General features: G+C 60.5%; 13 protein-coding genes and 2 pseudogenes. 7 read left to right on the plus strand and 8 right to left on the minus strand.

Features of this window, described 5'->3' with window-relative positions:
- Positions 1 to 388 precede the first annotated feature (388 nt).
- Positions 389 to 1,792 (minus strand): cytochrome B6, encoded by a 1,404-nt coding sequence (locus CR492_RS19625; protein ID WP_102845411.1) that lies wholly within the window; start codon positions 1,790 to 1,792, stop codon positions 389 to 391.
- 375 nt (positions 1,793 to 2,167) lie between these two features.
- Between CR492_RS19625 and CR492_RS19630 the strand changes: the two genes are divergently transcribed.
- On the plus strand, positions 2,168 to 3,283 hold the full coding sequence (locus CR492_RS19630; protein WP_102845412.1) for an AI-2E family transporter: 1,116 nt from the start codon (positions 2,168 to 2,170) through the stop codon (positions 3,281 to 3,283).
- A gap of 588 nt (positions 3,284 to 3,871) precedes the next feature.
- Here CR492_RS19630 and CR492_RS19635 read toward each other — a convergent pair.
- Positions 3,872 to 4,720, minus strand: coding sequence for an SDR family NAD(P)-dependent oxidoreductase (locus tag CR492_RS19635; RefSeq protein WP_102845413.1), 849 nt, complete (start codon positions 4,718 to 4,720; stop codon positions 3,872 to 3,874).
- A gap of 215 nt (positions 4,721 to 4,935) precedes the next feature.
- On the opposite strand from CR492_RS19635, the gene CR492_RS19640 reads away from it, so the two are divergent.
- The 3 genes from CR492_RS19640 to CR492_RS21405 are packed head-to-tail and all read left to right on the plus strand — an operon-like array spanning position 4,936 to position 5,617.
- Positions 4,936 to 5,130, plus strand: a complete 195-nt coding sequence (locus CR492_RS19640) for a hypothetical protein (RefSeq protein ID WP_102845414.1) — start codon at positions 4,936 to 4,938, stop codon at positions 5,128 to 5,130.
- A gap of 50 nt (positions 5,131 to 5,180) precedes the next feature.
- Positions 5,181 to 5,495: a transposase gene (locus tag CR492_RS19645; RefSeq protein ID WP_432431225.1), complete on the plus strand. Its 315-nt coding sequence runs from the start codon at positions 5,181 to 5,183 to the stop codon at positions 5,493 to 5,495.
- Positions 5,492 to 5,617: a hypothetical protein gene (locus tag CR492_RS21405; protein ID WP_280951556.1), complete on the plus strand. Its 126-nt coding sequence runs from the start codon at positions 5,492 to 5,494 to the stop codon at positions 5,615 to 5,617. The genes CR492_RS19645 and CR492_RS21405 overlap by 4 nt, the downstream gene beginning before the upstream one ends.
- A gap of 83 nt (positions 5,618 to 5,700) precedes the next feature.
- On the opposite strand, the pseudogene CR492_RS19650 reads toward CR492_RS21405, so the two are convergent.
- Positions 5,701 to 6,729: pseudogene (locus CR492_RS19650) on the minus strand (IS701 family transposase).
- Between the two features lie 597 nt (positions 6,730 to 7,326).
- Between CR492_RS19650 and CR492_RS19655 the strand changes: the two are divergent.
- The 3 genes from CR492_RS19655 (at position 7,327) to CR492_RS19665 (ending at position 8,945) form a co-directional block, all read left to right on the plus strand.
- The gene (locus tag CR492_RS19655; RefSeq protein ID WP_102845416.1) at positions 7,327 to 8,220 is read left to right on the plus strand and encodes a hypothetical protein; all 894 of its coding nucleotides are present in this window, start codon (positions 7,327 to 7,329) and stop codon (positions 8,218 to 8,220) included.
- 135 nt (positions 8,221 to 8,355) lie between these two features.
- Positions 8,356 to 8,556 (plus strand): CsbD family protein, encoded by a 201-nt coding sequence (locus CR492_RS19660; protein ID WP_102845417.1) that lies wholly within the window; start codon positions 8,356 to 8,358, stop codon positions 8,554 to 8,556.
- A gap of 74 nt (positions 8,557 to 8,630) precedes the next feature.
- Positions 8,631 to 8,945 (plus strand): DUF883 family protein, encoded by a 315-nt coding sequence (locus tag CR492_RS19665; RefSeq protein WP_180982641.1) that lies wholly within the window; start codon positions 8,631 to 8,633, stop codon positions 8,943 to 8,945.
- 326 nt (positions 8,946 to 9,271) lie between these two features.
- Here the strand turns inward: CR492_RS19665 and CR492_RS19675 are convergent, their stop codons facing one another.
- The 5 genes and pseudogenes from CR492_RS19675 to CR492_RS19690 all read right to left on the minus strand — a co-directional run.
- The gene (locus CR492_RS19675; protein ID WP_102845420.1) at positions 9,272 to 9,484 is read right to left on the minus strand and encodes a hypothetical protein; all 213 of its coding nucleotides are present in this window, start codon (positions 9,482 to 9,484) and stop codon (positions 9,272 to 9,274) included.
- A 123-nt stretch (positions 9,485 to 9,607) separates the two neighbouring features.
- Positions 9,608 to 10,776, minus strand: a protein-coding gene (locus CR492_RS19680; protein ID WP_432431226.1) for an IS3 family transposase whose coding sequence is annotated in 2 segments (ribosomal slippage) — positions 9,608 to 10,518 and positions 10,518 to 10,776 — 1,170 coding nt in all. Because the reading frame shifts where the segments join, the coding sequence is not laid out codon by codon here.
- Positions 10,777 to 11,277: 501 nt separating this feature from the next.
- Positions 11,278 to 13,515: a catalase/peroxidase HPI gene (gene katG, locus CR492_RS19685; RefSeq protein WP_210200280.1), complete on the minus strand. Its 2,238-nt coding sequence runs from the start codon at positions 13,513 to 13,515 to the stop codon at positions 11,278 to 11,280.
- A 230-nt stretch (positions 13,516 to 13,745) separates the two neighbouring features.
- Positions 13,746 to 13,874, minus strand: coding sequence for an aquaporin (locus tag CR492_RS21555; RefSeq protein ID WP_210200281.1), 129 nt, complete (start codon positions 13,872 to 13,874; stop codon positions 13,746 to 13,748).
- A gap of 30 nt (positions 13,875 to 13,904) precedes the next feature.
- Positions 13,905 to 14,275: pseudogene (locus CR492_RS19690) on the minus strand (NAD(P)/FAD-dependent oxidoreductase); the annotation flags it as partial.

Raw genomic sequence — 14,275 nt, forward strand, 5'->3', positions numbered from 1 at the left:
GACCGCTGGTCGTCGCCAGCCGCACAGCTTCCTTTTCAAAGTCCGCCGTGAAACGGCGCTGCTGCTTCCCCATCGCGGTTTCCTTTCAAATCTCAGGAAACCTCTCCATTTTTCCGGGGCAAGTCCATTAATGTATTCGAAAACGTCCGCCCTCGCGGTGTTGTACGTTCGATAGACCTCGTTGCCGATCCGCTCTGTCTTAGCGAACAGCCCATGCCGCAACTGTAGCTTCTCGCGCCAGAGGGAGGCCTCGGCGTCAACTCAGGCGCGGGAGCCTCCGGCGCGGCGGTCGCGCTTGTACCCGGAACGCGGTCTCTGCCCGTCGGCCTCTGTTGCGAACAATCGGCGCCGACGACACGAAAGGTGCCGGCGAGCCTGACGGGAGCCGTTACAGAGCGCGCAGGAACTGCACAAGGTCCTGCTTTTCCGTGGGGGTAAGCTTGACGCCCTGCACAAGATTGAAGAACTCCACCGTGTCCTCCAGGGTCAGGAGCCGTCCATCATGCATATACGGCGGCGAATCCTTGACCCCGCGGAGCGGGAAAGTCTTGATCGATCCGTCCCCGACTGCCATCAATCCATTGATCAACTCGGGCTTATAAAAGCGCTCTGTCTGCAGATTGTGCATGAGATTGTCAGTATAGTAGGGCGGCGTGTGACAAGCCGAACACTGAGCTTTGCCGAAAAAAACATCCTGTCCTCGTAGCTCGGCCGGCGACGCCTTCGCGGGATCAAGCTTTCCATAGATATTGAGTTTGGGCGCCGGCGGGAAGTCCAATATCTCCTGAAACTCGGCCATAAAGTGGACCTGACTGCCGCGTTCCAGAATGTTCACCCCTTTCTTCGTGGCGATCACGGGATCGCCATCGAAGTAGGCTGCCCGCTGTTCGAATTCGGTGAAATCCTCGACAGTTTTCAAGGCGCGTTGCGAGCCGAAGAGCCGCTGAATGTTCACGCCCCGCAGCACAGGGGTTTCGATGCGATGCCGGAATTCCTGTGGGCGAATGTCGCCGACAAGATGCGTCGCGCCATTGGTGCTGCCGTTCTGGTGGCAATCGAGGCAGGCGACACCGCGGCTCGCTTTCTCTGTGCGCCGATCCTCAGTCTGGTTGAACTGTTGCTGCGGGAATGGCGTCAACAACAGGCGTAGGCCCTCGATCTGCTTCGGATTCAGGATCCCGTTGAAGATTTCGTAGTAATTATCGATTGTGACCAGCTTACCCTTCGACACATCGCCGAGATCAGGACGCGTCGTTAAATAGATGGGCGCTGGAAATTCGGGCAGAAAATGATCCGGTATGTCGAAATCAAGGTCGAAGCGCGTAAGGTCGCGGCCTTCCTGTTTTTTAATTTCGTCGATCTCGAATTTGGGAAAAACCATTCCGCCTTCCGGATGGTTTGGATGCGGCAGAGGATAGAACCCTTTGGGAAACAGATTCTCGTCGCGGATCATCTCCGGGGTCATGGACGCCAGTTGCTCCCATGTCGCCCCAGAGGACAACTTGACCCGAACGCCCTCCTGCAAAGGCTTTCCTTGCGACATCGTTGCGTCTCTGGCGGGTTTGTCGCTAAGATCATAACGCGCCTGGAGGAGATCGGAATGCGCCTTCTCGATCTGCGGCTTCGCCGCTTTCATTCGCGCCATGATCGACGCAAAGCTTTCCGTGATATCGACGGGCATATAGCTGCTTACGACACCTTGCCCCTGTTGGGCGTAGGCCAAGCTTAAACTGCCGATGACACTTAGTGTCGCCAGCAAAGACCAAGTCTTCTTGTTTCGCGGGAACGTCATGCGAAAGCCCTCCGGGGTCGACGCCTTGTGGCGCCTCGCTCTAAGAAGGCACCACTCTTAGGAACTCAGAGTTAGCAACTCAGAATAAGAAAATTACCCAATGCGATCTGGGAAGCTATACGCCAAAATGATAGGACCTTGCAGCAAAAAAAAAAAGCAGAACTGCTCTTTGCTTACGCGTGCTTATTGTTTTTATGATGCGCGGCTGTTTGCGTCCGCGGCGGCGCTGCTTGTCGAAAGCATGTCACCGCACTTGCCGGTACTTGTCGATGATTGGCGCGGCCGAGAGGCGTTGAGAGATTGGGGTTTTTCTGTACGCGATTCCGATCTTTGTTATGCGATCCCGATGACAGTTACGTTCACCGCAGGCACGCCATGGACAGCACCGAAGACAGCGATCAGCGCGAGGGACAAAAACCAGACTTTCCTGGTGATCAGTCCGCGGCGCCAGCTCGTTACGATTTAGCGACGTCCTTTCTTGGTGGACTGTTTTGCCTCGCCGCGATCGCCGCGCTTCAGGCGGCCAGCGCGATCCTTGCTCCAGTTGTGTTCGCTTTCATATTCAATCTTCTTCTACAGTCACCCATGCGCCTCCTCGACCGGTTGTACGTGCCTCGTATGATCGGAGCGGTTCTCGCCATCGGCTTGGTCATGGGCAGCCTCGTCGGAGTTGGCGCCGCCTTGTCGGGACCTGCCGCATCGTGGACGCAGAAACTGCCCGCCGGCATACCTCGCCTCCAAGAACACCTCAGTTTCCTGAGTGCGCCGCTCGGGGCCCTGGAGCGGTTCCTCCATGAGGCCGAACGGGTGGCGGAGGGGCAAGCGTCAGGCGCGCCGTCCCGAGTCAGCGCAGGGTCCGGCTTCCTGAACAAGCTTGTATTTGGCACCCGCGACATCGCCGACGGGGTGTTCACCATGGTGATTGTGCTGTTCTTTCTCCTGGCGTCTGGCGACACCTTTCTGCGCCGGCTGGTCGAGGTTCTCCCGCATTTTAGCGACAAGCGTCGAGCCGTTGAAATTTCACAGAGGATTGAGAATGATATTTCTATGTACCTTCTTACCATCACAATGATGAACATGCTTGTCGGATTGGCGACGGGGGCGGCGGCATATTTTTGTGGACTGGGCGACCCCTTGCTTTGGGGTTCCGTCGCATTCCTCCTGAACTACGTGCCGTACCTTGGGCCCCTGGTCGGCATTGCGATCTTTGTTTTGGCTGGGTTGCTGAGTTTCGATTTGTTTTGGCGAGCGTTGCTCCCGGCCGCTCTTTATTTTGGCATTCACCTCATTGAAGGCGAAACATTGACCCCGATGCTGCTGGCGAGGCGATTTACGCTGAACCCGGTTCTGGTCGTTTTGGCGCTCATCTTCTGGTACTGGATGTGGGGCGTGCTGGGGGCCATACTCGCCGTGCCGATGTTGGCGATTGCCAAGATCATTTTCGACAGGATCCAATCCCTCAAGCCTCTTGGCCATTTTCTCGAGGCGTGAGCCTCTGTCCCGGGGAGCGCCAAGAAGCCCTCGACTCGTCAATGGCGAACATACCGACCTGACAGCTCGACAAACTCTCGATGTAGCTGCCACGCTCGCCCGCTTCAGCACCTGAATCGGGGTGGAACGGCCGCATCAATCCCATGATCGCGCTTACCGAAGCAAGGCCTCTTGAGCTTAACGTGCGCAGATGCGCGGGCCCAAGCCGGCGTGGGGACGAGGCGTTGCGCCAGTCGGCGGCGGTGCGGGCGAGCATCAGGCGCGACGGCGCAATCCTTTGCGCTCCCGTCGACAGGCTGACCTGGCGACATCATCGAATTGATCGCCGGCGATCTCGCTCCTGCGGATTCGGGTCTGCTGGAACGCCGCGATCTTTTCATCAAAAAAGCGCTTCTCACTGGCGAGACATTCCTGACCGAGATGCAAACGAGCGATGCAGGCTCGGGCGGTCGAGAACCCCGCCGGTCGTGGGGTCGCCTGCGGAGGAGAGCAAGAACAAGCGCCCAGGCGCCCAACGATTGGAGTGTGGAGGCAGCACGCATACCGCGAAGTCGAGCGAATGTCGCGGACTTTCCTCTGCTGAGAAACTCAGCCGACTTTGTTCGGGATGACGAAACGAGACACGGCGTCCACAAGACGGTCAGGCGCAAGCGCGCGTCCCACGGGCCCAAATTTGGCGATGAAGCCGACATTGTAGCGCGTGCGCGGGCGCGCCGCCGTCGCGGCCTTGAAGACGACGTTTGCGACGTGATCGGCAGTCATTACGCCGAAGCCGCGCGGCGAGAGGAAAGCGCGCATCCCGCGAGCGAGATTTTCCTTGAAGAGCGCATAGGGGCTGTCGTCGCCAGTCTCTGGGATCGTTTTGAGCAGCGTCGCTTCGAAATGTGTGGCAATCGGCCCCGGCAGCACATTGACAATGTCTATGCCGAACGGTTCCACTTCGGGACGGAGTGCGTCGGCGATGGCCTCAATAGCGAATTTCGCGGCGTGGTAGGCGCCGCCGCCCATGACGCTGACGCGCCCCGCGACCGAACTGACATTGACGATGCGCCCTTTCTCGGCGCGTCGCATCCCCGGCAAGACAAGCTGCGACAAGCGCATCCCGCCAAAAACATTGGTTTCGAACTGTCGACGCATATCGTCGAGCGTTACTTCCTCGATTGGACCATACTGGCCGTATCCGGCATTGTTGACGAGAATGCCGACCGCGCCGAATTGCCTCTCGACAGCTTCGACCGCAGCCCGTCTCGCGCTTTCATCCGTGACGTCGAGAGCGAGCGTCGCGCAGCCGAGGGCCCGCAGCTGTTCGAGCGCAAGGAGATCGCGCGCAGTCGCGAACGTCTCGAAGCCCGCGGCGCGAAACGCCGCCGCGGCGGCGCGGCCGACGCCGCTTGAGCAGCCGGTAATGAGAACGGGTCCAATTTCGGATGCCTTCATCGCCGAACTATGGCGGCAGAGGCGCGTAAGGTCCAGTCGGAGGCCTATGGGTCGAGCACAGAACCGCGCCAGGCTCCACTCTCCCGGGCATGGGGCGAGGCCCCGGGCCAGCGAGGCGATGCGGCGTCGGCACAGCGTTCCGAGTTCCGCCAACTCTCCAAGGAGTGTAACGAGGGCGGTGGGGCCGATGCTGCGACGGCGGCGAGGAGCCGGGTTTGGCTTGCCAGCATTGCATCCTCGTCGATGAATCCGGCAATACGACGGTCGAGATCGGCGATCTGGCGGCCGAGGAGGTCGATCATCGCCTCGATCGCCGGGTGATCTCGTCTTGGTCGGCGCTTTGTTGGTACAGTTTCTCGGCTTTCCGCATGTCGACCAACTGCCTGCGACGACGGAGGAGATCGGAGTGAAGTTGACCCGGATTGATGGACACCTTTGAAGTCATGTTTCGAGGTGTGCTATTGAGCGTTATCGAGCAGCTTATCCGCCGGAGTTCCGGCGACAGATGATTGAACTTGTCCATTCCGGACGCAGTCCCGAAGATCTCGCCCGCGAATTCGAGCCGACCGCGCAGTCGATTTCGACGTGGGTGAAGCAGGCCGAACGGGAGGCCGGCAAACGGGCCGATGGGCCGATCAGCGCCGAGCGAGAGGAACTGGCCCGGCTGCGCCGTGAGAACCACCGCCTGCGCCAGGAGCGCGACATCTTGGCAAAGGCGGCGGCCTGGTTCGCGCGGGAGAGCAAGGCGAACCCGAACGGGTTTTCCGGTTCATGAGCGCGCACCAGGCCATTTATCCCATTCGAACGATGGCGCGCGTGCTGAAGGTGTCGGCCTCCGGCTATTACGCCTGGCGCAGCTTTTCGGGCTGCGGCTTGATGGGCCCTTCGCCAGATTGACCATGCGACGATGTGGGCAGGCTGAATTCTGCGCTGAGCCAGCCGCGTGGCGATACGGCGGATTTCCTGGACGGACCAGCGGATCAGGGACGGCGAGGCCTTGCTTTCTTGGCTCCCCGCATCGTTTTTGGGGGCCGCGCGCTGTTGGCGTGATGACGGATCGCAGCCATCATGGCGAAGGCCAGCATGACGAGCGAGACGTGGCGATGCCAGCCATGCCAGGAACGGGTCTCGTTGTGGTCGAGCCCCAATTCATTCTTCGCGGTTTCGCAGCTGTTCTCGATCGCCCAGCGATGTCCCTCTACTTTGACCAGAGTTTCAATGCTTGTTCCAATCGTGCTCCAGGTCGAGAAGTAGGCGAGATCTCCATCCGCGATATTGCGGCGGATCAACACGCTGCGCGTCCACAGGCCTCTATGCTTATCATCATATTCAACGGCGTCGAGGTCGGCCAGTCGATGTCGCCGACGCCATAAACGCTGTCGGCGGCGACCCAGGCGAATGGCGCATCCGCAGCGATCGCCCGATCGATCATGTCGAGAGCGAGCCGAGGCTTGGTTGCGAAGCCCGTCTCCTCCAACAAATGGGCCGCCGCCATCCGCGCGGGATCGTCGGTCCAGGCCTTGGGCAGGTAGAGCGCACGATCGACGAAGGCGTGGCCGTGGCGAGACACATAAGCGGCGAACACGCCGATCTGACAGTTTGTGATCTTGCCGGCCGAGCCAGTGTACTGGCGCCCTACGCCGCATGAGGCCTTGCCTTGCTTCAGAAAACCGGTTTCATCCAGAACCAGCACCGCGTCCTGATCGGCCAACGCCTCCACAACATAGTCCCGCACGATGTCGCGCAGAGCGTCAGCATTCCACCGGCCACGGCCGAGAACAGCCTGTTGGCGCCAGGGGCCTGGATCGCCGGCCGCTTCCGCCCGCATCCAACCCGTCTTGCGCCGCTCATCGCCAAGCAAACCATCAAGGAACAAGCCCGCCGAGCTCGCCACGCGCTCTTGCGTGAACAACGGCCTGATCCGCGCTTTCACGTCTCGCAGCGACACCGCCCAAAAGCTCCAGCGTCGTCTCGATCGATGCCCCAGCCATCCATGATCTCCGAATCATGGTCACCCATGGATTCAGAGAACCGCTGAAATTGCAACTGTAATGCTAAGGCGTCTGATCTAAATCAACGACAACGACGAGCAGGCACCGCATTCTTCATAGTTGGGATAAGAAATAGTCTAGGCTGCCTCTCCGACGACGGGCCTTGTCACATTTGGGAGGAAAAAAGCAAGGACAAGGCAAGGATCGTCGGATCTGCGAAGGAACTCGAAGGCGCGGTCACGCACGCCGCCAGCGGTCAGGCGACGATATGAAGCTTAAGCCGGAAAGCGCGGCTGACAAGATGCCAGACAAGGTTCAAAACGTCGTCCGCGGTCTCAAAGACACGCTCAAAGAGAAACAGATATCGCGCTCGCGATTTGCTCGCCCGGATCTGGGAGCTTGCGTGTAGTCTGCAAGATCGTTCAATCATGGTCAGGCGCGGACTTCAAATCCTCGCATTGCGGATTGAAGCTATCCGGAGAAGTTAACGAATTCGCTTGAATCTATAGCATAGTAGGGAGAGCGTTATGGGACGTGGCATTCTGCTTTGGTTGTTGGGAATCCCGATTCCGGTGATTATCCTTATTTTTCTTCTTTACCGATAAGAGGCGGAAGATGGAAACACTGGAAATAACCACTCTCGCCGGCGGCGACGAAACATCCGCCTCGGCGGTCTCTTGGGGAGCGATCATTGCGGGCGCGATTGCAGCGGTCGCGTCCTCGCTGGTTTTGTTGCTGATAGGGTCCGGACTGGGTCTTACGATGGTTTCGCCGTGGTCAAACAGCGGCGTCAGCCCGATAACTTTCGCGGTATCGACAGCTATCTGGCTCATCGTTGTTCAATGGCTTTCCTCGGCGCTGGGCGGCTATCTGACGGGCCGGTTGAGAACGAAATGGGCGGGGGTTCACCAGGATGAAGTTTTCTTCCGCGATACCGCCCATGGCTTTCTCGCGTGGGCGCTCGCCACGGTCCTGGTCGCTGGAGTTCTGGGGTCCGCCGCCTCAGCCATCATAGCAGGTGGCACCGCCGCCGTGACGTCGGGGGCGACGGGAGCCGCCCAGGGCGCGGCGCAGGCAGGAACCGACAAATCGGCTACGGGGCCTGGGCTCCCAACCGATTATTTTGTCGACCTGATGTTCCGCCCGCCAGCGGATTTATCCTCGGCCACTGGCCCGACGGCGGCGAGTCGGAATGAGACCGACGCTCGAACCGAAGCTTCGAGGATCCTCATTCTGAGTCTCTCTTCCGGCTCAGTGTCGGCGGCAGACAGAACCTATCTGGCGCAGCTCGTTTCCGCGCGGACGGGACGGACTTCAGCCGATGCCCAACAACGCGTCGACGACGTCCTTACTCAGATAGATCAGACGAAAGCGAAGGCCAAGGAAACGGCCGATAAGGCCCGCAAAGCAGGTATTACCACTTCGCTTCTCACAGCTCTGTCGTTGGTTATTGGGGCTTTCGTCGCGAGCGCCGCCGCGGCCTTCGGCGGCCGCCTGCGGGATGACTGACTGCTTCTCCCACCTTGTGACAAGCAGGTCGTCTGGCATCGGGCGACGGCAACAAAACTATCCGACAATGGACGCGACGGGATAGGCTTCGCATCTCGCGCGGTTTCAAATACGCCCAACAACGAGGAGACTGTGATGAACTGGGATCAGATCAAAGGAAATTGGAAGCAGCTCAAGGGTAAAGCTCAGAAAGAATGGGGCAAGCTCACCGACGACGATTTTAGAATGATCGAGGGCGAGCAGACCCAACTCATCGGACGCGTCCAGGAGCGTTATGGCTATACCCGCGAACAGGCCGAGAAGGCCGTCGCGGATTGGCACGACCGGAACCAATAGCGGCGGCGCGATGCTCAATTCCGCGTCGGCGATGTCGCGGTCGACGTCGCCGACGCTTTATGTCGGAGATTTCCATGCCCAAAAGCGCTGAACGCGCCGTTGAAGATTTCGCCCGTGATTTGACCGCCCTGCGACAGGACGTTGCGCATCTTGTCCAAGCGATCGGCGAGCTGGTGAAACATCAGACACAGGGTGCAGGCCTTCGCCTCTCCGACGGCGTCCGAGAGGCGAAGGCGAAAATTTCCGGCGCGGCCGCAGACGCGCAAAAGCGTGTTCGCGCGGCGAGCGGCGAACTTGAAGCCGGTATCGAACATCATCCGTTCACGGCGGTGCTAATCGCGTTCGGCGTCGGAATGTCGTTCGGCATGATCAGCCGATTGCGCCGCTAATCGATGCGGCGCCCATGATAGATTTCGCGATCGACCTCCGCGAGTGAGGCGGCTGCCCGAGGCTCCCCGGCCCGTCCTCACGGGATATGGAAATTAAGAGAACATCTCACCCTTGCTCGGCCAGCGTAAGGCCAAGCAGAAGGTCAAGAGGCTCGAGTCGAAGTCGAGTGCCCCCTCGGTCGGGACTGTCAGAAGGTGAGGCTGTGGAAGGGAGCCCTCCCCCCGAGAGTACGGATCCCGTGTGGAAGCAAGGCCCTCTTTCGCGTTCTCTAAACCCTGAACAGTTGCGTGGGACCGCAGATCCTGCACGACATGGAGAGGAGCTCTCACCATGCCACAAGCCCATCGCCGGCTTCGATCTTTCGCGCGCCTTCATCGATCACTATTGCGTACCGAACGGAAAGATCGACAGGATCGCCAATACCTTGGAGGCTATCACGCCCTGGCTCGACACACTTGAGCGCGATGTCCTGGTCGTCTTCGAAGCGACCAGTGGATGCGACGGCAATCTGATCGCTGCTCTCGCCGAACGCAGTCATCTGTTCTCGCGGGTCAATCCGCGTCAGGCCCGGAGTTCGCCCGCGCCACGGCGTTCTCGCGAAGACCGATCGGGTCGACGCCCGTATCTTGAAGTTGCCCCGTTTTGATGGACGGTTTGGGGCTTAGGCGGTTTCGTTCAGTTCGTCGTGTATCCTTTCGTATTCGATCGGCGAGAGATAGCCCAAGGCCGAATGGCGTCGTGACGGATTGTAGAACCCCTCGATAAAGTGGAAGACCGCCATGCGTGCTTCGCTGTGCGATCGGAAGCGACGGCGATCAAGCAGTTCGCATTCGAGGGTGGCGAAGAAGCTCTCGCACATCGCATTGTCATAGGCGTCGCCGACTGATCCCGTCGAGGGCCTGACGCCGGCTTCCTTGCAGCGACTGCCGAAAGCGACGGACGTATATTGCGAACCTCGATCCGAATGATGAATGACGCTCCCCGGTTTGCGGGCGGCGAGACCCATGTCGAGGGCGTCGAGCACAACGCGGGTCTTGAGACCGGCCGAGAACGACCAGCCGACGATCCGGCGCGACCAGACGTCCAGAACGACGGCGAGGAACAGGAAGCCGGCCAGCGTCGGAAGGAACGTGATGTCGGCGACCCACAATTCATTTGGTCTTTTGGCTGTAAAATTTCGGCGCACGAGATCGCTTGCCGAACGATGATTGGGATCGCGCCGTGTGGTTTGAACGCTCCGCCGACGGCTGACGCCAGCGATCGACGCCACCTTCATGAGACGGGCGACCCGCTTCTTGCCGATCGCCATGCCTTCGGCTTTTAGCTCCGCATGGATGCGCGGGGCGCCGTAGGTTCCGTGCGATCCGACGTGGATCGTCCGGATTCGGCGCGTCAGATCGGCGTCGGTCGGCGCCCGCTCCGAAGCAGGCCGGCTGCGCCAGGCGTAATAGCCGGAGGCCGACACCTTCAGCACGCGCGCCATCGTTCGAATGGGATAAATGGCCTGGTGCGCGCTCATGAACCGGAAAACCCGTTCGGGTTCGCCTTGCTCTCCCGCGCGAACCAGGCCGCCGCCTTTGCCAAGATGTCGCGCTCCTGGCGCAGGCGGTGGTTCTCACGGCGCAGCCGGGCCAGTTCCTCTCGCTCGGCGCTGATCGGCCCATCGGCCCGTTTGCCGGCCTCCCGTTCGGCCTGCTTCACCCACGTCGAAATCGACTGCGCGGTCGGCTCGAATTCGCGGGCGAGATCTTCGGGACTGCGTCCGGAATGGACAAGTTCAATCATCTGTCGCCGGGACTCCGGTGGATAAGCTGCTCGATAACGCTCAATAGCACACCTCGAAACATGACTTCAAAGGTGTCCATCAATCCGGGTCAACTTCATACGTCGATTCTCAAATAGGCGAAGCGCGGCGTCCCTCTGCCAGCGTGGCTCACCAGACTGATGGCCCGCAAGCCCTACAAAGTGGTCGCAGTCGCGCTGGCCAACAAGACTGCTGGGATCATCTGGGCTCTCCTTGCCAAGGGAGGCTTATACAGGAAGCCGGAGGTGACCCTGACGGGGAAGGGCTCCGGGCTTGCGTTGGATGACCGCGAGATAATGCCGCCAGTCGGGACGTACGGGCACAGGATTTTCGATACGGCGATTCCTCGTAACGAGGTCCTCGAAGGTGGCATATGCCGAGGTCCTGAACGTCCATTCGTGCAGCGCGACATTGAGGTCAGCATCAGAAACGAGCTGAGCTCAGCGCGAGCAGCAGACCAGCGGTCGAGGAACATTCGTGCCGCTGGTCTTTGCCTCCCCGGCAAAGCCGGGGGACTCCCATACGGTTTAGTTCGGCTTTACATCATAGCGGTCGAGCATCATGACTTTGTTCCAAGCGCTGACGAAGTCCTTGACGAAGCGCTCATGCCCCCCAAGTGCAGCATAGACTTCTGCCACGTTGCGGAGTTGCGCGTTCGCCCCGAACGCTAGGTCGCAGCGCGTGGCGGTAAACTTGGCTTCACCGGTCGCGCGGTCGTTGACGGTGAAGCTCATGCCATTCTCGTCCGCTTTTTTCCACTCGTGATCCATGCTGCACAGATTGACGAAGAAATCGTTCGTCAGCACGCCAGGACGGTCGGTGAAGACGCCGTGTTTCGACCCGTCGTAATTGGTGTCGAGCACTCGCAGGCCACCGACCAGCGCCGTCCATTCCGGCGCCGTCAGCGTCATCAGCGCCGCACGGTCTAGGAAGAACCGCTCCGGCGACACGCGCTCGAAATCGCCCTTGTGATAATTGCGGAAACCGTCCGAAACCGGGCGGAGCCATCCGAACTGCTCAATGTCGGTCAAATCTTGCGTGGTGTCCATCCGGCCCGGCGTGAACGGCACGGACACATCCACGCCAGCGTCCTTCGCTGCCTTCTCGACAGCAGCGCAGCCGCCCAGCACGATGAGGTCGGCGAGTGAAACCTTCATCCCGCCGCTGGCCAAGCCGTTGAACGCATCCATGATCGCTTCGAGCGCGGTGACCACCTTCCGCACCCGCGCCGGGTTGTTCACCTCCCAATCCTTCTGCGGGGCCAGACGGATGCGCGCGCCATTGGCGCCGCCGCGCTTGTCGGTGTCGCGATAGGTCGCCGCCGAACTCCAGGCGACGCTCGCCAGTTCGGAGACCGACAGTCCGAAGCTCAGGATTTTCTCCTTCAGGCTGGCAATCTCTGTGTCGCCGATCACTGGATGGTCGAGCTTGGGGATCGGATCCTGCCAGGAGAAATCTTCCGCCGCGACTTCTGGGCCGAGATAGCGGCTCTTCGGGCCCATGTCGCGATGCGTGAGCTTGTACCAGGCCTTCGAGAAGGCGTCGGTAAAAGCATCGAAGTCGTTGAGGAATTTTTCACACGCCTTGCGATACTCGGGATCCATCTTGAGCGCGATGTCCGACGTCATCATCATCAGCGGATGTTCGACGCCTGGCAGATGCGCATCGGGCGTCTTGGGCGCGTTCGGATCGCTCGGCGTCCACTGGACCGCGCCGATCGGGCTGCGCGTCTGTACCCATTCGAATTTGAACAGGTTTTCCAGATAGCTGTTGTCCCATTGCACCGGGTTCGGGGTCCAGCTCCCCTCGATGCCGTTGGTCATCGTGTATTCGGCATAGCCGGTCCCTTCCGGGTTCATCCAGCCGAGCCCCATCGCCTCTATCGGCGCGACTTCGGGCGGCGGTCCGATCTTGGCCTTGTCCACCATGCCGTGGCTTTTTCCGAACGCGTGCCCGCCCGCGATCAGAGCGACGGTTTCCTCGTCATTCATCGCCATGCGGGTGAAGGTGATTCGGATATCGCGCGCCGAGCCGATCGGATCGCCGTTGGCATAGGGCCCCTCCGGATTAACGTAGATCAGGGCCTGGTGCGAGGCGGCGAGCGGGTTTTCCAGATCGTAGTCGGCGTCGCCGTTCTGGCCGCGCCAGCGCTTGTCGCGCGTGACCATCTCGCCATTTTCCCACAGTTCCGGGCCCCAATAGGTCGCGTCGTCCGCTTCCCAGGCATCGCGACGCCCGCCGCCAAACCCCGCCGGCTTCAGCCCCATGATCTCCAGCGCGCAGTTGCCGGTCAGCACCATCAGGTCCGCCCAGCTCAACGCGACGCCGTGTTTCTGCTTGATCGGCCATAGCAGCCGCCGGGACTTGTCGGTGTTGCCGTTGTCTTCCCAGCTGTTGATCGGGGCGAAGCGCTGCATCGCCTCACCGGCGCCGCCGCGACCATCGGCAATGCGGTACGTGCCGGCCGCGTGCCAGGCCATGCGCACCATTTGCGGGCCGTAGTTGCCATAATCGGACGGCCACCAGGACACGGAGGAATGCAGGAACGCCTTGATGTCCCGCTTTACCTCGTCGAGGTCGAGCTTGTTGAATTCGGCAGCATAATCAAAATCTTCGGGCAGCGGATTGGCCTGTGGGCCATCGCGGTGGAGGATTTCGACGCGCAGTCGATTCGGCCACCAGTCTTCCAGTGTTGGCTTGGATCCCTGCGCACCGCCAATCCGATTGCCCCCAAAGGGGCATTTTCCGATTGTCATTTCATTCATAGTCATGATATCCTTTGTATTCGTGTCACGCCAAAATCGTGCGGACGCCAAACTTGGTGTGCGCGGTGCCCGCGATCAGAATGCCGGTTCCTCGGCATTGCCCTACATTTCGTCGCCGAATTTCTTCGCAAAGATGAAGCGATAGGCTGTCGCGGCTACTGCAGCGCCAACGAATTGCGCGATAGTGTAGGGCAGAACCTGCGAATAATCGCCGGTGCCAATCGCCGGGCCTAAACACCTAGTGTGCGCGCGGGATTGATGGCCGCGTCAGTCACCGGCCCAAAGCTCATGATGCAGAAAGCGACACTCATGCTGATCGCAGACGGCGCAAAGTTTCCCGCACTGCGGCGCGTCCGCATTGTCGATTGTGGTGACGATCGTTTCGCGGATCATCGGCATTCCGGCACAGCCCTCGTTTTGCCACTCAGCCAGGCGCCGAAGGAAAGGCTCGACGGAAGCGCGCGGACGACAGCCTGCATCGCGCCAGCCGTCTGCGGCAGGATCGCGAGCCGCGCCAGCACCGCGGCGGCAGCGATGCGGGTCGAGAACTGCCGCCGCCACGCCCGCGAATAGTCGCGCCCCGCGACGGCGCGCGATCGCGCGTCCCAGACGTCGTGCCGCGCTAGCGCGTATGCGAGCAGCCAGCCCGATTGCAGCGCCATCGCAATGCCCTCGGCGATGATCGGATGGCATTCGCCGGCGATGTTGCCGACGCGGAAGATGTCCGCGGCGTAACTCGCCCGCACGCCCGGCCGGATCG

This window comes from Methylocella silvestris (genome assembly GCF_002891535.1).
Classification (GTDB): Bacteria; Pseudomonadota; Alphaproteobacteria; order Rhizobiales; family Beijerinckiaceae; genus Methylocapsa; species Methylocapsa silvestris_A.

What these genes read in the sequence shown, in the direction of transcription:
- CR492_RS19625 (WP_102845411.1), bottom strand. Translation starts at nt 1,792, where the DNA reads ATGACGTTCCCGCGAAACAAGAAGACTTGGTCTTTGCTGGCGACACTA.
- CR492_RS19630 (WP_102845412.1), top strand. Translation starts at nt 2,168, where the DNA reads ATGGACAGCACCGAAGACAGCGATCAGCGCGAGGGACAAAAACCAGAC.
- CR492_RS19635 (WP_102845413.1), bottom strand. Translation starts at nt 4,720, where the DNA reads ATGAAGGCATCCGAAATTGGACCCGTTCTCATTACCGGCTGCTCAAGC.
- CR492_RS21405 (WP_280951556.1), top strand. Translation starts at nt 5,492, where the DNA reads ATGAGCGCGCACCAGGCCATTTATCCCATTCGAACGATGGCGCGCGTG.
- CR492_RS19655 (WP_102845416.1), top strand. Translation starts at nt 7,327, where the DNA reads ATGGAAACACTGGAAATAACCACTCTCGCCGGCGGCGACGAAACATCC.
- CR492_RS19660 (WP_102845417.1), top strand. Translation starts at nt 8,356, where the DNA reads ATGAACTGGGATCAGATCAAAGGAAATTGGAAGCAGCTCAAGGGTAAA.
- CR492_RS19665 (WP_180982641.1), top strand. Translation starts at nt 8,631, where the DNA reads ATGCCCAAAAGCGCTGAACGCGCCGTTGAAGATTTCGCCCGTGATTTG.
- CR492_RS19675 (WP_102845420.1), bottom strand. Translation starts at nt 9,484, where the DNA reads ATGACTGCGTTCGGCGAGAGCAGCGATCAGATTGCCGTCGCATCCACT.
- katG (WP_210200280.1), bottom strand. Translation starts at nt 13,515, where the DNA reads ATGAATGAAATGACAATCGGAAAATGCCCCTTTGGGGGCAATCGGATT.
- CR492_RS21555 (WP_210200281.1), bottom strand. Translation starts at nt 13,874, where the DNA reads ATGCGGACGCGCCGCAGTGCGGGAAACTTTGCGCCGTCTGCGATCAGC.